General features: G+C 64.0%; 17 protein-coding genes (1 of these 17 running past the window's edge). 12 read left to right on the top strand and 5 right to left on the bottom strand.

Features of this window, described 5'->3' with window-relative positions; all coding sequences use genetic code 11:
• Positions 1-33 precede the first annotated feature (33 nt).
• Positions 34-2,244, bottom strand: a complete 2,211-nt coding sequence (locus tag JVX91_RS00120; protein ID WP_205337460.1) for a TonB-dependent hemoglobin/transferrin/lactoferrin family receptor — start codon at positions 2,242-2,244, stop codon at positions 34-36.
• A gap of 170 nt (positions 2,245-2,414) precedes the next feature.
• Here JVX91_RS00120 and JVX91_RS00115 point away from each other — a divergent pair, with 170 nt between their 5' ends.
• From JVX91_RS00115 to JVX91_RS00095, 5 genes are read left to right on the top strand one after another with little or no spacing between them, the layout of a single operon-like run.
• The gene (locus JVX91_RS00115) at positions 2,415-3,479 is read left to right on the top strand and encodes a ChuX/HutX family heme-like substrate-binding protein (protein WP_240201744.1); all 1,065 of its coding nucleotides are present in this window, start codon (positions 2,415-2,417) and stop codon (positions 3,477-3,479) included.
• Positions 3,480-3,490: 11 nt separating this feature from the next.
• Positions 3,491-4,384, top strand: a complete 894-nt coding sequence (locus tag JVX91_RS00110; protein ID WP_205337458.1) for a helical backbone metal receptor — start codon at positions 3,491-3,493, stop codon at positions 4,382-4,384.
• Between the two features lie 50 nt (positions 4,385-4,434).
• The gene (locus tag JVX91_RS00105) at positions 4,435-5,418 is read left to right on the top strand and encodes an iron ABC transporter permease (protein WP_205339898.1); all 984 of its coding nucleotides are present in this window, start codon (positions 4,435-4,437) and stop codon (positions 5,416-5,418) included.
• Entirely contained in the window at positions 5,418-6,185 is a 768-nt protein-coding gene (locus JVX91_RS00100; protein ID WP_205337457.1) for a heme ABC transporter ATP-binding protein, read from the top strand. Before JVX91_RS00105 ends, JVX91_RS00100 begins: the two co-directional genes overlap by 1 nt.
• 11 nt (positions 6,186-6,196) lie before the next feature.
• The gene (locus JVX91_RS00095) at positions 6,197-7,093 is read left to right on the top strand and encodes a ChaN family lipoprotein (RefSeq protein WP_205337456.1); all 897 of its coding nucleotides are present in this window, start codon (positions 6,197-6,199) and stop codon (positions 7,091-7,093) included.
• Positions 7,094-7,623: 530 nt separating this feature from the next.
• Here JVX91_RS00095 and JVX91_RS00090 read toward each other — a convergent pair.
• From JVX91_RS00090 to JVX91_RS00080, 3 genes are all read right to left on the bottom strand, one after another.
• Positions 7,624-8,424 carry a cyclic nucleotide-binding domain-containing protein gene (locus JVX91_RS00090; protein WP_205337455.1) on the bottom strand — a complete coding sequence of 267 codons (801 nt, stop codon included), beginning with the start codon at positions 8,422-8,424 and terminating at the stop codon, positions 7,624-7,626.
• A gap of 105 nt (positions 8,425-8,529) precedes the next feature.
• On the bottom strand, positions 8,530-8,802 hold the full coding sequence (locus JVX91_RS00085) for a TfoX/Sxy family protein (RefSeq protein WP_205337454.1): 273 nt from the start codon (positions 8,800-8,802) through the stop codon (positions 8,530-8,532).
• A gap of 230 nt (positions 8,803-9,032) precedes the next feature.
• Positions 9,033-10,595, bottom strand: coding sequence for a bifunctional aminoglycoside phosphotransferase/ATP-binding protein (locus JVX91_RS00080; RefSeq protein WP_205337453.1), 1,563 nt, complete (start codon positions 10,593-10,595; stop codon positions 9,033-9,035).
• 215 nt (positions 10,596-10,810) lie between these two features.
• On the opposite strand from JVX91_RS00080, the gene mrcB reads away from it, so the two are divergent.
• Genes mrcB through JVX91_RS00065 form a run of 3 tightly spaced genes read left to right on the top strand, consistent with a single transcriptional unit; the run spans position 10,811 to position 14,305 of the window.
• On the top strand, positions 10,811-13,135 hold the full coding sequence (gene mrcB, locus JVX91_RS00075) for a penicillin-binding protein 1B (protein ID WP_205337452.1): 2,325 nt from the start codon (positions 10,811-10,813) through the stop codon (positions 13,133-13,135).
• A gap of 16 nt (positions 13,136-13,151) precedes the next feature.
• A complete protein-coding gene (locus JVX91_RS00070; RefSeq protein ID WP_205337451.1) occupies positions 13,152-13,976 on the top strand; it encodes a tetratricopeptide repeat protein in 825 nt (274 codons plus the stop codon).
• The gene (locus JVX91_RS00065; protein ID WP_205337450.1) at positions 13,976-14,305 is read left to right on the top strand and encodes a YqcC family protein; all 330 of its coding nucleotides are present in this window, start codon (positions 13,976-13,978) and stop codon (positions 14,303-14,305) included. The genes JVX91_RS00070 and JVX91_RS00065 overlap by 1 nt, the downstream gene beginning before the upstream one ends.
• A gap of 10 nt (positions 14,306-14,315) precedes the next feature.
• Here JVX91_RS00065 and JVX91_RS00060 read toward each other — a convergent pair whose 3' ends face one another.
• Complete coding sequence (locus JVX91_RS00060) at positions 14,316-14,756, bottom strand: DUF4124 domain-containing protein (protein ID WP_205337449.1); 441 nt, start codon at positions 14,754-14,756, stop codon at positions 14,316-14,318.
• 403 nt (positions 14,757-15,159) lie between these two features.
• Between JVX91_RS00060 and JVX91_RS00055 the strand changes: the two genes are divergently transcribed.
• The 4 genes from JVX91_RS00055 to pssA form a co-directional block, all read left to right on the top strand.
• The gene (locus JVX91_RS00055; RefSeq protein WP_205337448.1) at positions 15,160-16,890 is read left to right on the top strand and encodes an acetolactate synthase 3 large subunit; all 1,731 of its coding nucleotides are present in this window, start codon (positions 15,160-15,162) and stop codon (positions 16,888-16,890) included.
• A 2-nt stretch (positions 16,891-16,892) separates the two neighbouring features.
• Positions 16,893-17,384, top strand: coding sequence for an acetolactate synthase small subunit (gene ilvN, locus JVX91_RS00050; RefSeq protein ID WP_017516326.1), 492 nt, complete (start codon positions 16,893-16,895; stop codon positions 17,382-17,384).
• 44 nt (positions 17,385-17,428) lie between these two features.
• Entirely contained in the window at positions 17,429-18,445 is a 1,017-nt protein-coding gene (gene ilvC, locus JVX91_RS00045; protein WP_205337447.1) for a ketol-acid reductoisomerase, read from the top strand.
• A gap of 147 nt (positions 18,446-18,592) precedes the next feature.
• Positions 18,593-19,346 carry the 5' portion of a CDP-diacylglycerol--serine O-phosphatidyltransferase gene (gene pssA / locus JVX91_RS00040; protein WP_088416411.1) on the top strand. It continues 71 nt past the right edge of the window, so 754 of the gene's 825 nt are visible here — the first part of the coding sequence; it begins with the start codon at positions 18,593-18,595; the stop codon falls past the right edge of the window.

Here is a 19,346-nt window from a genome sequence, read left to right as displayed (position 1 = left end):
GGAAGAGGGTGCACATCCGTGTGCTGAAGAAGATCAGATCTCCCAGATCAGGTTGGCCGCCGCGTAGCGGCCCGGCTGGGTGTAGCGGTCGAGGCTCGCGCTGTTCTCGGTCAGGCCGCGTACATCACCCCACTGCCAGTATTTCTTGTCGGTGAGGTTGAACAGGCCGGCGTTGAGGGTCACGCCGTCGGTGATCTTCACCCAGCCGCTCAAGTCCAGCAGGCCGTAGCCGCCGGGTTTGTACTGGTTGGGGATCTCGTCCTCGTCGATGTCGTGCTTGGCCTGCACCAGGGTCCAGGTCAGTTCGCTGCCGAACTGGCCGCTGGGTGCGTCGTAGCCCAGGCCGAACACGCCCTTGAGCGGGTCGACGCTGTTGATCGGCTCGCCGGTTTCCTCGTCCTTGCCCTTGGCGTAGGAGACCGCGCCACGCAGCGTGGTGCCCGCCGGCAGGCCGATGGCCTGGTTGAGGTCGAGGTCGCCGCGCGCTTCGGCGCCCTTGATGGTGACCTTGTCCAGGTTGGTGTACTGGTAGGTCAGGCGGTTGTTGCCGGTCGGGTCATTGGGCAGGGTGACCTGCTCGATGAAGTCGTCATAGCGGTTGTAGAACAGCGCCACGCCGAAGCTACCCATGTCGTACTTGCCGCGCAGGCCGACTTCGTAGCTGTCGCTGGTCTCTGGCTTGAGGTTGGTGTTGGCGATGGTCTGGTAGCCAATGGCGGTGTTGACGAACTCGCCGAAGATGTCCACCGGCTCCGGCGCACGGAAGCCCGCGGCGTACTGGCCGTAGACGCTGTGGTGATCGTCGAGGCGGTAAGTCACGCCGAACTTGGGCGACAGCGCATGATCGCTGAAGTTGGACGGGTCCTTGTCCACCGGGTTGCTGTTCAGGTAGCGCTGGCTGACGTCCGGCTTCATCTCGTAGTAGTCGTAGCGCAGGCCCGGCAGCAGGGTCCAGCGGCCGATCTCGATGCTGTCCTGGATGAACGCGGCGTACTCGCGGGTGACCGGATCGGGGAAGTCGCTGAGCGGGAAGGTCTCGGCGCCGAAGGCCGGCGGCACCGGCTGGCCGTTGCTCTGGTAGACCTCGCCGCCCTTGCGCAGGTCCTTGCTTTCCAGGCGCTTGAGGTCGAAGCCGTAGATCAGGTGGTGCTGGGTGTCGGCCAGGGCGAACTGCTTGTCCAGCTGCGAGTTGAGGCCCCAGAGGGTTTCCTCGTATTTCGAGTCGCGGCTACGGTCGCGCAGGCGGCCGGCGCTGAAGCGCTCCTGGTAGGTTTCCTGGCGGATCTGGCTGTCCTGGTAGTTCAGCTGCCACTGCACCTGGTCGGCCAGGGCGCTGTCGAGCAGGAAGCGGTGCGAGAGGCTGACGCGCTCGCGGTCGGTGCTGTCGGTGGCGTCCGAGGTGCGGGTAGTGCCGGTGGTGCTGTATTCGTTGAGCAGCCGTGTGTCGGCGTCGTCGTTGTAGCGCTCGTAGGCCAGTTGCAGGCGGCTGCCCTCGGCGTAGTCCCAGCCGAGTTTGGCCAGCAGGTTGTCGGTGCTGCCATCCACCGGATTGGCTTCGCCGCGGGCGCTGCCGATGCCGTTGTTATCGCCGAAGGTATCGGTCTCATGGCCGTCGCGACGGCTGATGGTGACCAGGCCGTCCATCGGGCCGGTGCGGCCGGCGACGGTGGCGCTTTTCAGCCAACTGCGGTCGGAGCCGTCGAAGCCAACCTTGAAGCGGGCATAGGTGTCCTTGCCGTCGTGCAGGTAGTCCGCCGCGTCCTTGGTCATGAAACTGACCGCCCCACCGAGGGCGTCGCTGCCGTACAGCGAGCTTGCCGGGCCCCGAAGTATTTCAACGCGTTTCGCGGTGTCGAGGTCGATGTAGTTGCGCCGGGCGTCCATGAACGGGCCGAAAGCGAATGAGCTGGGCACCGCCACGCCGTCCACCTGGGTCAGCACGCGGTTGCCGCCGATGCCGCGAATGGTGAACCCGGAGAGGCCGAAGCGGCTGCCGCTGCCGCTCACCGACACCCCCGGCTCGTAGCGCACCAGTTGCTTGATGTCGTTGGCGTTGTTGCGGTCGATATCCCGCGCCGTCTGTACGCTGACGGTGCTCGGCACGGCATCGACGGGTTGTTCGCTGCGGGTCGCGGTGACGGTGGTTTCTCCGAGGGAGACCATGTTGTCCGCGAGAGCGAGGGACGGGCACAGCAACAGCAAGGCGAGCCAGGAGCGGCGGGGGAAAGGAGGAGTGATCGACATGGGAGCACCTGATTGTTATCGGAGATGGCACATGGCCGTCGAAGAATCGGCGCCGACCTTAATCGCCTCCAAATCTAAATGCAAATTATTATCAAATAGATTTATTAATTTTGTTGTGGCAGAGTTCGTCCCATGCCGCCGCGCCGCGGCAGGCCATCTTACGAATGAGGATTTCTGCGATGACGACCCTTTCTGCGCCGGCTTCCGAGCTGTACCGCGCCTGGCAAGCCCTGCGCGCCGAGAAGCCGCGCCTGCGTGCCCGCGATGCCGCGCAACACCTGGATGTGAGCGAGGCCGAGCTGACCGCCAGCCGCCTGGGTGTGGATGCCGTTCGCCTGAACACCGACTGGGCAGCGTTACTGCCGGCGCTTGGCGAGCTCGGTCAGATCATGGCGCTGACCCGCAACGAGCACTGCGTGCACGAGCGCAAGGGGCCGTATCAGGAGGTCACCGTCTCGGCCAATGGCCAGATGGGCCTGGTGGTATCCCCGGACATCGACCTGCGCCTGTTCCTCGGCGGCTGGGCCAGCGCTTTCGCCATCAGCGAGCAAACCGCCCATGGCATCCAGCGCAGCATCCAGGTGTTCGACCGTCAGGGTACCGCGGTGCACAAGGTGTTCCTCACCGAGCAGAGCGAGGTTTCCGCCTGGGAGCCGCTGGTACAGCGCTTCACCGCCGATGAGCAAAGCGCGCTCCTGGACCTGGCTCCGCTGGAGCCCAAGGCCGCGCCGCTGGACGATGCCGAGATCGACTCGGGCGCCCTGCGCGAGGGTTGGGCGGCGCTGAAGGACACCCACCACTTCTTCGCCCTGTTGAAGAAGCACAAGGTCCAGCGTACCCAGGCGCTACGCCTGGCCGGCCGCGAGTGGGCCGAGCCGCTGGACACCGCCGAACTGCCGCGCCTGCTGGAAACCGCTGGCGAGCGCCGCGTGCCGATCATGATCTTCGTCGGTAACGCCCACTGCATCCAGATCCACACCGGCACCGTCGACAACCTCAAGTGGATGGACGACTGGTTCAACGTCCTCGACCCGCTGTTCAACCTGCACCTGAAAACGCCGGGCGTGGTCGAGCTGTGGCGCGTGCGCAAGCCCAGCAGCGACGGTGTGATCACCAGCTGGGAAGCCTTCGATGCCGACGGCGAACTGGTGCTGCAGGTCTTCGGTGCGCGCAAGCCCGGCGTGCCGGAGCTGGAAGAATGGCGCGAGCTCGCCGAATCCTACGCGGCGCTCTGAGGAGAAGGTCGATGACTGCACGTCCGTTGCTGGCCGGCCTTTTTGCCGGCCTCTGCCTGGCCGCCTCCAGCGTGGTGGCCGATACCCTGCCGCAGCGTTGGGTCAGCGCCGGTGGTTCGCTGAGCGAGTGGGTGGTCGCCCTGGGCGGCGAGACCAAACTGGTTGGCGTCGACACCACCAGCTTGCACCCGCAGAGCCTGCAGAAGCTGCCGAAGATCGGTTACCAGCGTCAGCTGGCGGCCGAAGGCATCCTCGCGCTGAAGCCGGATGTTTTGCTCGGCAGCGAAGAAATGGGCCCACCGCCGGTGCTGCAGCAACTGCGTGCCGCGGGCGTGCGGATCGAGACACTGTCGGCCAAGGCCGACGAGAAAACCGTGCAGGACAACCTGCGGCGCCTGGGCGAACTGCTCGGTACGCCGGACAAGGCCAAGCAGGTCGCGGCGGAGTTCGATGCGCGCCTCGGCGCCCAGGAGGCCTGGGTGAAGAAGGCTCAGGCCGCGCAGACCGCTCCGGGTGTGATCCTGCTGGTCGGCCATGCTGGCGGCAACCTGCTGGTGGCCGGTCAGGACACCGCGGGCGACTGGCTGATCCAGCATGCCGGCGGCAAGAACCTGGCTACCCATACCGGCTACAAGACGCTCTCCACCGAGGCGCTCACCGCCCTCGACCCGCAGGTCGTCGTGCTGACCGATCGTGCCCTGGACGGCGACAAAGCGCGCGCCGCGCTGACCCAGCAGAACCCTGGGCTGGCGGCGACCAGTGCAGTGCGTGACGGTCGCGTACTGGTGATCGATCCGACCCTGCTGGTGGGCGGCCTCGGCCCGCGCATCCCCGACGGGCTGGCTAGCCTCTCCAAGGCCTTTTATCCTTCCGCGCAAGCCCTGAACTCGGAAGGTCGTCCTTGACTCGGATCGTTGCCGCTCGACCGCTGTTCCTGCTCCTCGGTTTTCTCCTGCTGCTGGTTCTCTGGCTCTCACTGGCCCTCGGGCCGGTGAGCCTGCCGCTGGGCGATACCCTGCGCGCCCTGGCGCGCCTGGTGGGCTTGCCGGTCTCCGGTGACAACCTCGGCCAGGCTGAACTGATCGTTGGGCAGATTCGTTTGCCTCGCACGCTGCTCGGTGTCGCCACCGGCGGTGTGCTGGCATTGGCCGGCGTAGCCATGCAGGGATTGTTTCGCAATCCCCTGGCGGACCCCGGCCTGATCGGCGTCTCCAGCGGGGCGGCCCTCGGCGCGGCCATCGCCATCGTCTTCGGCGCGTCCATGGGTGGCCTGCCGGAAGCCCTCGCGCCTTATCTGTTGTCGGCGTGCGCGTTCGCTGGCGGACTGTTGGTGACCGCGCTGGTATACCGTCTGGGCCGCCACAATGGCCAGACCAGCGTGGCCACCATGCTGCTCGCCGGCATCGCGCTCACAGCGCTGGCCGGCGCGCTGATCGGCTTGTTCACCTATCTCGCCGACGACGCCACGCTGCGCACCCTGACCTTCTGGAACCTCGGCAGCCTCAATGGCGCGAGCTACCCGCGTCTGTGGCCGCTGTTGCTGATCACCCTGCTGGTGGCGTGCTGGCTGCCGCGCCGGGTGGATGCGCTGAACGCGCTGCTGCTGGGCGAGTCCGAGGCGCGCCACCTGGGCTTTGACGTCGAGCGGCTGAAGGTCGAACTGATCCTCTGTACGGCGCTCGGCGTCGGTGCCGCGGTGGCGGCGGCCGGCATGATCGGCTTCATCGGCCTGGTGGTGCCGCACCTGCTGCGCCTGATCGTCGGTCCGGATCACCGCGTGCTGTTGCCGGCCTCGATGTTCGGCGGCGCGATCCTCCTGCTGCTCGCCGATCTGGTAGCGCGGCTGGCGCTGGCGCCGGCGGAGTTGCCGATAGGCATCGTCACCGCGCTGATTGGCGCACCGTTCTTCCTTTATCTGCTGATGCGAGGGCGTTCCTGATGCTGAGCGCAGACAAGCTGATCGTGAAGCGCGGCGCTCAGACGGTCCTGCAGGATGTCAGCGTGACGTTGCTGCCCGGCGAAGTGCTTGGCGTGCTCGGACCGAACGGCGCGGGCAAGAGCACCCTGCTTGGCGCCCTGAACGGCGAGTTGCCGCTGGCGAGTGGCACGGTGAGTCTCGATGGTCGTCCGCTGGACGACTGGCAGGGCACCGCGCGGGCGCGTCGGCTGGCGGTGCTGCCGCAATCCTCTTCGCTGAATTTCGCGTTCACCGTGGAGTCCGTGGTTGGATTTGGCCGCCTGCCTCACGACAGCGGCCGGCAGCGGGACGACGAGATCATCCGCGAAGCGATGGCCGCCGCAGATGCCTCGCATCTGGCCGGACGCAGCTATCTGGCGTTGTCCGGCGGCGAGCGCCAGCGGGTCCATCTGGCCCGCGTGCTGGCGCAGCTCTGGCCAGGTGGTGCGGAGCAGATCCTGCTGTTGGACGAGCCGACGTCGGCGCTCGACCCGTTGCACCAGCACACCACCTTGCAGGCCGTGCGCGAATTCGCCGGTCGCGGCGCGGCGGTACTGGTGATCCTCCATGACCTCAACCTGGCGGCGCGCTACTGCGATCGCCTGCTGTTGTTGCACGAGACCCGAGCGCACCTGTTGGGCACGCCACATGAGGTGCTGCGCGCCGAGCCGCTGCGTACGGTCTTCGGTCTCGACGTGCTGGTGCACGAACATCCCGAGCGCGGCCATCCGCTGATCATCGCTCGCTGAAAGGAGTCTTCATGAAGTACCTGCTCATTCCTGTGCTGGCGGCGTTGCTTGCCGCCTGCCAGAGCCAGACTGCCGCGCCACCGCTGCCGGTCTGGCAGAGCCCGGAAGGGCGCGACAGTGCCGAGCTGGGCGCAATCCTCGACCTGCGTAGCGGCGAACGACTGTCGCCGGCGCAACTGCTAGATCGCCTGGCTGCCGCCCCGCGGGTGATGGTTGGCGAGCAGCACGATAATCCGGATCACCACGCTCTCGAACTCTGGCTGGTGCGCGCGCTCGCCGAGCGCCGTGCGAGCGGCAGCGTGCTGCTGGAAATGCTCAATCCGAACCAGCAGGAGGCGGTCACTGCCACCCAAGCAGCCGCCGCGAAGGGCGAAGCGCCTGCGGACTTGATCGGCGCGCTGCAGTGGCAAAAGGGTTGGGACTGGTCGCAGTACGGTCCGCTGCTGACCTGGCTGGTGAAGCAGCCGGCGCCGCTGCTGTCGGCGAACCTGGACCGCAGCGAGATCATGGGTATCTATAAGCAGATGCCGGCGCTGCAGGGCGCGCAATCCACCCAGAGCACCGTGCGTGACGCACTACTGGTCGATATCCGCGAATCCCACTGTGGCCTGCTGCCGGAAAGCCAGTTGCCGGCCATGTTGGCCGTGCAGCAGCAACGTGATCGGCGCATGGCGGAGCGCTTCAAGGCCGCGCCCGAGCCGGCGCTGCTGATCGCTGGCGGCTTCCATGCGCGTCGAGACCTGGGTGTTCCGCTGCATCTGCAGGATCTGGGCGCCGGGGAGGGACTGCAGGTATTGATGCTGGCGGAGGTCGGCAGGACCGTGGCGCCTGGGCAGGCCGACTACGTGTGGTACACGCCAGCACAGCCGCCACAGGATCACTGCGCGGCGTTGCGCGGCAAGATGTGAACCTGACGGGGCCTGCGGGCCCCGTTTTCATTGACGCTGGAAACCGAGAAAGGAAGAAGGGGCAGCAAAACGCAGGCAAAAAAAGACCCGGCAAAATGCCGGGTCCAAACCGTGATTAGCCTGATGAGGAGATAATCTGAAGAGTCCGACTGCGTGGTCTCTTGAGCTTATCCGGCTGGCCTCGCAGCCAGTTGCAGTAATAATAACCATTATCATTTGAGAGTCAACACTTTTTTGCGTACCGGTTGAGGCGAATGAGAGAGCGCCTCCCCACAAAATCCGGGCAAAAAAAGACCCGGCAAAGTGCCGGGTCCAAACCGTGATTAGCCTGATGAGGAGATAATCTGAAGAGTCCGACTGCGTGGTCTCTTGAGGTTATCGATCTGGCCTCGCGACCAGATGACTCAATAATAATCATTATCATTTGAGAGTCAACCTCTTTTCGCGAGATTTTTCGGGCCTCCGGGAATTGATCGCGCCAGGAACGAAAAAGCCCGGCGCAAGGCCGGGCTTTCGTGGTGCCGCGGGGCTCAGCCCGGCTGGCGTTGCAGGCGCAGCTGGGTGACTTCCTTGTTCAGCAGATCGATGCGCCGCGCCATGCCTTCGATGAGGCTGTGGGCGATACGCGGGTTGCTCTGCATCAGGCTGAGGAACTGATCCTTCGGAATCACCATCACGGTGCAGGGCTCGCTGGCGATGACCGTGGCGCTGCGCTTTTCGCGGGTGAACACGGCCATGGCGCCGAAGATTTCATCCTTCTGCACATCCCCCACCTTCTGCCCGTCGACGAACGCCTCGGCATGGCCCTCGATGATGATGAACACGTGCTCGGCGTCGTCGCCCTGCTGGATCAGTTGAGCACCAGCGGCGAAATGCTGGAAGCCGGTGGCGGGACGGATCTCCGGCTGCTTCAGGTGCGCCAGGGCATCCGACAGCAGCGCGGTGTGGCCAATCAGATAATGCAGGAACTGCTCCTGGCGCTGCTCATCGCTATGGATGTGGCGGAAAACCTCGCTGCGCGAATACGGGATCAGGCACAGCGGCTCTTCGCTCACGTAGCGGCAGGGCGGCAGCTCGATACCCTGGCGCAGGCCGACCAGGTCGCCTTCCTGCAGATAGAACAGCGGACGTTCGTCGACCAGCGCATGGACCAGGCCGTTCTCGACGAGGAACAGGTGCTTGCCAGGCAACTCGCCTTCCAGGTCGTCGGACCGCTCCAGGCGAATGGCTTCACCGGCAGGTTCAAGGCCGGCGAGCAATTGTGCCGGAATACCCTGCAGGCGATTGATCAGTCGATCGGCATAGGCAGGTTGTTCACCGAGTAGGTACATGGGCCGTAATTCCTTGATATGGCGACGGTCGAGGGCGCACGAAGGGCCCTGAAACCATAAGCGGGCAGGTACCTTGCGTAAACAGTTTCCCACAGAGCTTGTGAGCTAGCTCTTGTTCCGCATAGGAAAAGTCTCTAACTCGCCAAGAAGGGCGGCCTTGTGTGCCGGCGGCAGATCATTCCAGTGCACGTCCAGCAGCGCGCCTTCGATGGCATAGAGCAGTACCTTGGAGGCGCGAAAGCCCCGGGCGCGCACCGCGCGGTACGCTCCTACCGCGCCCAGGCGGCGCAGGTCGCTGGCGTTATGGATGCCCACGGCGTGCAGCCACTGGGCCGAAGTCTTGCCAAGGTTCTTCAGGTGCAGCAGTTCGTCGTTCATCGTCGGTCCTTGCGATGGGCACGATGGGTGTCGGGTCTTCAAAAGGCCGAGAACTGCTCGTAGCGGCCGGACACACCCTGGAAAGTGTAGCGGTGGCTGGGAAAAGCGTGGCTTTGTGATATCGCCCTGAAAGCGGGGCAGGGCGATGTGCTGCGCCGAAGACGCGGCGCTCGGCGGTATTGACGGCCGGAAGTCGCCGTGTAGAGCGATTCCGACCGACAAACGGTGGGTCAGAGGCCGGGCAGGCGCTGGCGGATGCTGGCGACCAGGGCGTCGAGACTGGCGGCCTCCGGGGTGTCGACGCGCTTGCTGTGCTGCTGTTCCTCGTCGCTCAGGGCGTCCCGGTTGGCCAGCTGCGCCTGGATGATTTCCAGGGTGGCGTCGGACGGATCGTTGCCTTCGCTCTGGCGCTGGGCGAGCCAGCCGGCGATCACCGCTTCCGGGGCGTGGCAGTCGAGGATCAGGAAGGGAATGCCGGTCTCCTCGGCGATCTCCCACGCAGCGGCCCGTTGCTCGCGCTTGAGGAAGGTGGCGTCCAGCACCACCGGATAGCCGGCGCGCAGGATGTCCACGGCCAGGGCGTTCAGGCGCTGGTAGGTGGCGGCGGTTGCGTCGGTGTCATAGATGCCGCCCTTGAGCTTGCCTTGATGCTCCTCGGCCTGCTCGCCGAACAGGCGTTTGCGTTCGACGTCGGAGCGCAGGCGGATCGCCCCCAGCGCTTCGACCAGCCGCAGCGCTACCTGGCTCTTGCCGACAGCGGATGCGCCCACGGTCACGGCGAGGAAGCGCGAGGGAATGGCGCTGTAGCTTTCCGCGAGGTTGGCGTAGTTGCGGTACTGGCGCAGGGTCGCGGCCTTCTGTACTGCGTCGTTCTGGTGGGCCAGGCTGAACAGCGCGATCTTGGCGCGGACCAGGGCGCGGTAGGCCTTGTAGAAGTTCAGCAGGTCCAAGGATTGGTAGTCGCCGGTGTATTCCAGGTACTGGCTGACGAAGCGCCGCGACAGGCACTTGAGGCCACGGTCTTCCAGGTCCATCGCGAGGAAACCGAAGTCGGCGGTGACATCGGTGAAGCGGAACGGCTCGTTGAACTCGATGCAGTCGAACAGCACGACCTTGCCGTCGATGATCGCGGCGTTACCCAGGTGAATATCGCCGTGGCATTCGCGGATGAAACCGTTGGCCTTGCGCGCCGCGAATACGTCGTGTAGGCGCTCGAAGCTGGACTCGGCCCAGGCTTCCAGGGCGTCGAGTTGCTGCAGGTCGTTCTTGTCCGACAGCAGCGGGCGAATCTGCTCGAAGTTCTGCCGAACCGGCGCCATGCACGCCTCCGGAGTACCCAGTGGGTGCTCCGTCGGCACGACCGGGGTGCGCAGGTGGAAGTCGGCGATCTGCCTGGCCAGGCCGTCGATGTGCGCCGCGCTCAGTTCGCCCCGCGCCTGGACTTCGCTGAGCAGTTGGCTTTGCAGGAACTCGCGGCACTGGATCATGTACTCGATGGCCGGGCCGTCGCCGCCGATCTGCGGAGCGGACTCGCTGCCGGTAATGGCCATGACATCCAGGTAGAGGCCGTCGGTGAGGCGCTGGTTCAGGCGCAGTTCTTCTTCGCAAAAGTGTTTGCGCTTGGCGAGGTCGGTGAAGTCGAGAAAGCCGAAGTTCACTGGCTTCTTGATCTTGTAAACGTACGAGCCAGTCAGCAGGACCCAGGAAATGTGAGTTTCGATGACCCGGAATCCTTCGACCGGATGGGGGAAGAGGGCGGGATTCTGCAGGGCGGCGAGTAGGGTCTGGCTCACGTGATGTCCTTTCCGGTCGATTTTTTGAGGCTGGCATTATGGCGGCTGGGTCGGAAGCTGCAAACTCTGCGGCCGACCGGCAACCATTCGGCGTAGTCGGGGTCTTAGCTCGGCCACTGCCGTATACCCAGGTTGCGCAGCAGTTCGCACCAAGCCTGGACGCCCGCTGGCGTGGCGTCTGTCTCCTGTGGATAAAGTACGTATAATGCGCCGCCATGACGCGTCCCCGATCTTCCAAATCCCGTAAAAAAAGCGGCAAATCGTCGCCCGCCATGCGCAAGTGGCTGGGCTGGGCTCTCAAGCTCGGCCTGGTCGGTGTCGTGGTGCTGGCCGGTTTTGCCGTCTACCTCGATGCGGTTGTCCAGGAGAAATTCTCCGGCAAGCGCTGGACCATTCCCGCCAAGGTCTATGCCCGGCCGCTGGAGTTGTTCGTCGGCCTGAAACTGGGCAAGGACGACTTCCTGCGCGAGCTGGACGCCTTGGGCTATCGCCGCGAAAGCGCGGTGAACGGCCCGGGCGCCGCCGCCGTCTCCGGCAATTCCGTGGATCTCAATACCCGTGGCTTCCAGTTCTATGAAGGCGCCGAACCCGCCCAGCGGATTCGCGTGCGCTTCTCCGGCGACTACGTTGCCGGGCTGAGCCGCGCCAACGGTGGAGACCTCGCTGTCGCGCGCATGGAGCCGTTGCTGATCGGCGGCCTGTACCCCGCGCACAACGAAGACCGCATCCTGATCAAGCTGGACCAGGTGCCGCCGTACCTGATCGACACGCTGGTGGCCGTGGAAGACCGCGACTTCTGGACTCACCACGGGGTTTCGATCAAGTCCATCGCCCGTGCCGTCTGGGTCAACGCCAGCGCTGGTCAACTGCGCCAGGGCGGCAGCACGCTGACCCAGCAGTTGGTGAAGAACTTCTTCCTGACCAACGAGCGCAGCCTGTCGCGCAAGCTCACCGAAGCCATGATGGCGATGCTGCTGGAGCTGCACTACGACAAGCGCGAAATCCTCGAGGGTTACCTCAACGAGGTGTTCCTCGGCCAGGACGGGCAGCGGTCGGTGAACGGCTTCGGCCTCGCCAGCCAGTATTTCTTCAGCCAGCCGTTGTCGGAGCTGAAGCTGCCCCAGGTGGCTTTGCTCGTCGGCATGGTCAAGGGGCCTTCCTACTACAATCCGCGACGTAACCCGGAGCGCGCGCTGGAGCGCCGCAACGTGGTGCTCGACGTGCTCGCCGAGCAGGGTGTGATCACCCCCGAGGAAGCCGCCGCCGCGAAGCAGGCGCCGCTGGGCGTGACCCGCCAGGGCAGCATGGCCAACAGCTCCTATCCGGCGTTCCTCGACCTGGTGAAGCGCCAGCTGCGCGAAGACTACCGCGACGAGGACCTGACCGAGGAAGGCCTGCGCATCTTCACCAGCTTCGACCCGATCCTGCAGATGAAGGCCGAGTCCGCCGTCAGCGAAACCTTCAAGCGTCTCGAGGGCCGCAAGGGCGTCGCCGAAACCGAAACCGCGATGGTCGTGACCAATCCGGAAACCGGCGAAATCCAGGCGCTGATCGGCAGCCGAGACCCGCGGTTCGCCGGCTTCAACCGCGCCATCGATGCGGTGCGGCCGATTGGCTCGCTGGTCAAGCCGGCGGTTTACCTCACCGCGCTGGAGCGGCCTAGCCAGTACACCCTGACCAGCTACATCCAGGATCAGCCGTTCCAGGTGAAGGGCAAGGACGGCCAGGTGTGGACGCCGAAGAACTACGAAGGCACCGCCAACGGCACCATCTTCCTCTACCAGGGGTTGGCCCGTTCGCTGAACCTGTCGACTGCCAGGTTGGGCCTCGACCTGGGTGTGCCGAACGTTCTGAAGACGCTGGAGCGCCTGGGCGTGTCGCCGAACTGGCCGGCCTATCCGTCGATGCTGCTGGGCGCGGGCGCGCTGAGCCCGATGCAGGTGGCAACCATGTACCAGACCATCGCCAGCGGCGGCTTCAATACTCCGCTACGCAGCATCCGCAGCGTGCTGGCTTCGGACGGCCAGCCGCTCAAGCGCTACCCGTTCCAGGTCCAGCAGCGCTTCGATCCGGGCGCCATCTATCTGTTGCAGAGCGCGATGCAGCGAGTGATGCGCGAAGGCACCGGGCGTTCGGTCTACAACCAGTTGCCAGCCTCGCTGACCCTGGCCGGCAAGACCGGTACCACCAACGATTCCCGTGACAGCTGGTTCTCCGGTTTCGGCCAGGACCTGCTGGCGGTGGTGTGGATCGGTCGTGACGACAACGGCAAGACGCCGCTCACCGGCGCCACCGGTGCGCTGCAGATCTGGACCAGTTTCATGCGCAAGGCGGACCCGCTGCCGCTGGATATGCCCAAGCCGGACAACGTGGTGCAGGCCTGGGTCGACCCGCATACCGGGCAGGGCACCGATGCCAACTGCCCCGGGGCGGTACAGATGCCTTATATTCGTGGAAGCGAACCTGCGCCGGGCGCGGGTTGCGGAAATCCGACGCCGGCCGGCGAAGTCATGGACTGGGTGCGTGGCTGGCTGAACTGATGCAAGAGGATAGGAAGTGAGAAAAGCTTGGTTTGCAGCGTCGGCGACTCTGGCGCTTCTGTCCGGTTGTGCGTCCCCCCAGCACGGTGCGATTCCCGTGCAGGATTCCGGTACCTCGGTTTCCAACTCGGAACGCGTTGGTCGCAGCGGGGGTAACTATCAGGCTCCGGTCAAGGCTGGCGCGGGCCAGAGCATTCCCCAGGGCGATTCAGGTGTTACCGTGATGGTCCCGCAGGACGCCGGTGCCGCGCCGATCCAGACCTTCCCGGCCCAGTCCGGTGCGGCGCCGATCAGCACTTCGCCAATGACTACCGCGCCAGGCAGCGGCGGCTCGACGTACTCGCAGCAGCCCATCTCCACCAGCGGCGGTATCACGTCCAATGGTGGTTTCCAGTCGCAGACCTATCAGCAGCCGGCGTACCAGACGCAGCAGGCCGCGCCGTCTACCCAGGGCAGTACCTATCAGGGGCCGTCCGGCATTCCGTCAAGCAACTCGGGCCTGTCGGCCGACGAGCAGCTCGACGGACCGGTGCTGGCGCTGCTGACCTCCGCCTCGCAGCAGCAGGGTGGCGGTGATCTGAATGGCGCCGCAGCGAGCCTGGAGCGCGCCCAGCGCATCGCTCCGCGCGAGCCGCAAGTGCTCTACAAGCTCGCCCAGGTGCGTCTGGCCCAGGGCGATGCGGCGCAGGCCGAGCAGGTCGCCCTGCGGGGTCTGTCGCTGGCGAACGGCCGCCCGGCCATGCAAGCCAGTCTCTGGGACCTGATCGCCAAGTGTCGCGACCAGCAAGGTAATGCCGCTGGCGCCGCCGAAGCACGCCAGAAAGCCAAGGTGACGCTGTAATGGACGAGCGCATCCTGGCTATCGCCGATCAGCTCTTGCTGATCGAGCGGGAGATGCGCGCCATTGGTCTGTGGGGAAGCGAAAGCCCATCGCTGGAGAGGCTTTCGAGCGTCGAGCCGTTCTGCGTGGATACGCTGACGATGGAAGAGTGGCTGCAGTGGATCTTTCTGCCGCGGATGAAGCTGATCATCGAAAGCGGCGCGGATCTGCCGCAGGCTTCAGGCATCCGCGCCATCGCGGAAGAGGCCTACGCCCCGCAAGGCGTCCGCGCGGCAGCGCTGCTGAATGCGCTCGGGGCGTTCGACCGGCTGATCTCCGGCGACAACTGAGCGATCGCGCTCAGTTGCAGTTCTCGCGGATATCCGTTTCGCTCTTGACGATGCGCGCCTGGCGTTCCTCTTCGGTAAGCCGGCGCAATTCGCCGCTCCCGTCGTCCACTCGGATGCGCGGATTGTTCTTCATCTGTGCCAGATCGTTGCGTAGCTGATTGCACTGCTTGCTGCGCTCGGCTTCCTGCTGCGCCACTTCCTGCTTCACCTTGTCGTCGATGGCTTTCTGCTTCTCGTCAACAGACGGGGGAAGGGACGGCTGTGCCGGTGGTGCGGCCGGCGTCTTGGGCTGTGCAGTGTTGGTGTTGACGGTATCGGCGTTGCTGCCTTCGGGCGGCTGCGCGCCGAAGTGCGTAACGCCTTGCGCGTCGACCCATTTGTAGACCTGCGCGGCCATCACGGTCGGGGCCAGTGCGAGCAGCAGGCTGCCCATGAAAATCGTCCGTCGCATGCGTTGTCGATCCTTGGGATGCGGAGTCTGTCGGTAACTATAACCAAATCGTGCGCTTATTCACTCTGAGAAAGTTCACATCCCTGCTTCATCCAAAGCCATATATGGCTTGACTTGGCCGCTTCGTTTCAGAAGAATCCAAGATTCGCTGCAGTGGGCCGGCCGCAAGCTGGTTTTACTCGGCAGACAAGAGGTGCTACCCGCGCCGCAAAGTTTCACCCTGTTTCGCGTTACCTCGCGCTGGGTGGAGGCTCTCCGTAACACAAACAGGAGTGTCTCCAGGTTCTGCTCAATCGGCAGTCGACGTAGCCGGCGATTACATTCGCCCATGTCTGCCGGGCAGCCATCCAAGTCGGTCCCCCACGTTGGGGGTTTCCGTATATAGCGTTCTAGAGGTGACAACGTGGAACTTTTATCCGGCGCTGAAATGGTCGTCCGCTCGCTGCGTGACGAAGGCGTTAAGTACATCTACGGGTACCCGGGCGGTGCCCTCCTGCATATCTACGACGCTCTCTTCAAAGAGAACGAAGTAACCCACATCCTGGTTCGCCACGAGCAGGCCGCTACCCACATGGCCGACGGCTATGCGCGCGCCACTGGCAAGCCTGGCGTGGTGCTGGTGACCTCCGGTCCCGGCGCGACCAACGCCATCACCGGCATCGCTACCGCCTACATGGACTCCATCCCGATGGTGGTGATCTCCGGCCAGGTGGCGAGCAACATGGTCGGTACCGACGCGTTCCAGGAAACCGACATGGTCGGTATCTCCCGCCCGATCGTGAAGCACAGCTTCATCATCAAGCACCCGTCGGAAATCCCCGAGGTCATCAAGAAGGCCTTCTATATCGCCCAGTCCGGCCGTCCCGGCCCGGTGGTGATCGATATTCCGAAGGATATGGGCGATCCGACCCAGAAGTTCGAATACAACTACCCGAAAAAAGTGAAGCTGCGCTCCTACAGCCCTGCGGTCCGTGGCCACTCCGGCCAGATCCGCAAGGCCGCCGAGATGCTGCTGGCCGCCAAGCGCCCGATCATCTACGCCGGTGGTGGCGTGATCATGGGCAACGCCGCCGAGCCGCTGACTGAAGTCGCGCGCATGCTCAACGTGCCGGTCACCAACACCCTGATGGGTCTTGGCGGCTATCCGGGCACCGATCGCCAGTTCGTCGGCATGCTCGGCATGCACGGCAGCTACACCGCGAACCTCGCAATGCACCACGCTGACGTGATCTTCGCCGTCGGCGCGCGCTTCGACGACCGCGTGATCAACGGCGAGACCGCCGCCAAGTTCTGCCCGAACGCCAAGATCATCCATGTCGACATCGACCCGGCCTCGATCTCCAAGACCGTGAAAGCCGACATCCCGATCGTTGGCCCGGTGGATAGCGTCCTGACCGAAATGGTCGCGATCCTCAAGGAAATCGGCGAGACCCCGAACAAGGAAGCCCAGGCTGCCTGGTGGAAGCAGATCGAGGAATGGCGCGGTAACCGTGGCCTGTTCCCGTACAACATGGGCGACGGCAGCATCATCAAGCCGCAGACCGTGATCGAGACCCTTTGCGAAGTCACCAACGGCGATGCCTTCGTGGCTTCCGATGTTGGTCAGCACCAGATGTTCGCGGCGCAGTACTACCGCTTCAACAAACCCAATCGCTGGATCAACTCCGGTGGCCTGGGCACCATGGGCTTCGGCTTCCCGGCCGCCATGGGCGTGAAGCTGAACTTCCCCGAAGCCGACGTCGCCTGCGTGACCGGTGAAGGCAGCATCCAGATGAATATCCAGGAGCTGTCCACCTGCCTGCAGTACGACCTGCCGGTGAAGATCGTCAACCTGAACAACGGTGCGCTGGGCATGGTCCGCCAATGGCAGGACATGCAGTACAACAGCCGCTACTCGCACTCCTACATGGAATCGCTGCCGGACTTCGTCAAGCTGGCTGAAGCGTATGGCCACGTCGGCATGCGCATCACCGACCTGAAGGACCTGAAGCCGATGATGGAAGAAGCCTTCGCGATGAAGAATCGCCTGGTCTTCCTCGACATCCAGGTCGATACCAGCGAGCACGTCTACCCGATGCAGATCCGCGGTGGTGCGATGCGCGACATGTGGCTGAGCAAGACGGAGCGTACCTGATCATGCGACACATCATTTCCCTGCTGCTGGAAAACGAACCCGGTGCGCTCTCCCGCGTCGTCGGCCTGTTCTCACAGCGCAACTACAACATCGAAAGCCTGACCGTCGCCCCGACCGAGGACCCGACGCTGTCGCGCCTGACCCTGACCACCGCCGGTCAGGATGAAGTCATCGAGCAGATCACCAAGAACCTCAACAAGCTCATCGAGGTGGTAAAACTGGTGAATCTCTCGGAGAGCGCGCACATCGAGCGCGAGCTGATGCTGGTGAAAGTAAAGGCCACCGGTGCCCAGCGCGCCGAGGTCAAACGCACTACCGACATCTTCCGTGGGCAGATCGTCGACGTCACCAGCAGCGTCTACACCGTGCAGTTGGCCGGCACCAGCGACAAGCTGGACAGCTTCATCCAGGCCATCGGCACCGCGTCGATCCTCGAAGTTGTCCGCAGCGGCGTCACCGGCATTGCCCGTGGCGACAAGACTCTCAGCATCTGATTTGAAATACGGCCCACGAGGCCAACTGACAGGGGATTACCCAAATGCGCGTTTTCTACGATAAAGACTGTGACCTCTCCATCGTTCAGAGCAAGAAAGTTGCCATCATCGGTTACGGTTCCCAGGGCCATGCCCACGCCTGCAACCTGAAAGACTCCGGCGTCGACGTTACCGTCGGCCTGCGTGCGGGTTCTTCCTCCGTTGCCAAGGCTCAGAACCATGGCCTGAAAGTCGCCGAAGTGGCCGAAGCCGTTGCCGCCGCCGACCTGGTCATGATCCTGACCCCGGACGAGTTCCAGGGCCGCCTGTACAAGGACGAGATCGAGCCGAATCTGAAGAAGGGCGCTACCCTGGCCTTCGCTCACGGCTTCTCCATCCACTACAACCAGGTCGTTCCGCGCGCTGACCTCGACGTGATCATGATCGCGCCGAAAGCCCCGGGCCACACCGTGCGTTCCGAGTTCGTCAAGGGCGGCGGTATCCCTGACCTGATCGCTATCTATCAGGACGCTTCGGGCAACGCCAAGAACGTTGCTCTGTCCTACGCCTGCGGCGTTGGCGGCGGCCGTACCGGCATCATCGAAACCACCTTCAAGGACGAGACCGAAACCGACCTGTTCGGCGAGCAGGCCGTTCTGTGCGGCGGTTGCGTCGAGCTGGTGAAAGCTGGTTTCGAAACCCTGGTCGAAGCCGGTTACGCTCCGGAAATGGCCTACTTCGAGTGCCTGCACGAACTGAAGCTGATCGTTGACCTCATGTACGAAGGCGGCATCGCCAACATGAACTACTCGATCTCCAACAACGCCGAATACGGCGAGTACGTGACCGGCCCGGAAGTCATCAACGCCGAATCCCGTCAGGCCATGCGCAACGCACTGAAGCGCATCCAGGACGGCGAATACGCCAAGATGTTCATCTCCGAAGGCGCCACCAACTACCCGTCGATGACCGCCAAGCGCCGCAACAACGCCGCTCACGGCATCGAAGTCATCGGCGAGCAACTGCGCGCCATGATGCCGTGGATCGCCGCCAACAAGATTGTCGACAAGACCAAGAACTAAGGTCTTTGCGACAAACGAAGAAACGCGGCGCTTGCCGCGTTTTTTCGTTCTGGGGCGGTGATCTGGTATAAAGCGGGGTGCCGGGCTGTCCGCGCAGTAGCGTGCTCCGGCAAATCTCAGCCTCAACGAGTTCTCAAGGAATCGTCCATGAGTGAAGGTCACGAGGAGCCCAACAAGGCTTCCGACACCGAAGAAAGTCTGCTGCCCATCGATGAGCACATCGAAGAGGGCCACGACGCCGAAGGCCGCAAGGTTCGCCATCGCGGCATCTACCTGCTGCCCAACCTGTTCACCACCGCCGCGCTGTTCACCGGCCTGTACGCCATCATCAATGCCATGAGCGGTGATTTCTCCAACGCCGCCATCGCCATCTTCGTCGCCATGGTTCTCGATGGTCTCGACGGTCGCGTCGCCCGTCTGACCAACACCCAGAGCGCCTTCGGTGCCGAGTATGACTCGCTTTCCGACATGGTCGCCTTTGGCGTCGCGCCGGCGCTGGTCGCCTTCGAGTGGGCGCTGAGCAGCCTGGGCAAGGTCGGCTGGATGGTCGCCTTCATTTATGTAGCGGGTGCCGCGCTGCGTCTGGCTCGTTTCAATACTCAGGTAGGCAAGGCCGACAAGCGCTACTTCATTGGTCTGGCCAGTCCCGCTGCCGCAGCACTGGTTGCCGGTACGGTGTGGGCGTTTGCCGACTTCGACGTACAGGGGGCGAAGGTTTCCCTGCTGGTTGCCCTGATGGTCGCTGCCGCTGGCATGCTGATGGTCAGCAATATCAAGTACTACAGCTTCAAGGATCTGGATCTGCGTGGTCGCGTGCCGTTCATGGCGATCCTGGTAGTGGTGCTGGCGTTCGCTGTCGTATTCACCGACCCGCCGCGCATCCTGTTGCTGCTCTTCCTTG

Source organism: Pseudomonas sp. PDNC002, assembly GCF_016919445.1.
Classification (GTDB): domain Bacteria; phylum Pseudomonadota; class Gammaproteobacteria; order Pseudomonadales; family Pseudomonadaceae; genus Pseudomonas.
Note: the sequence above shows the minus strand (reverse complement) of the source record. Positions and strands in the feature narration are given on the sequence as shown.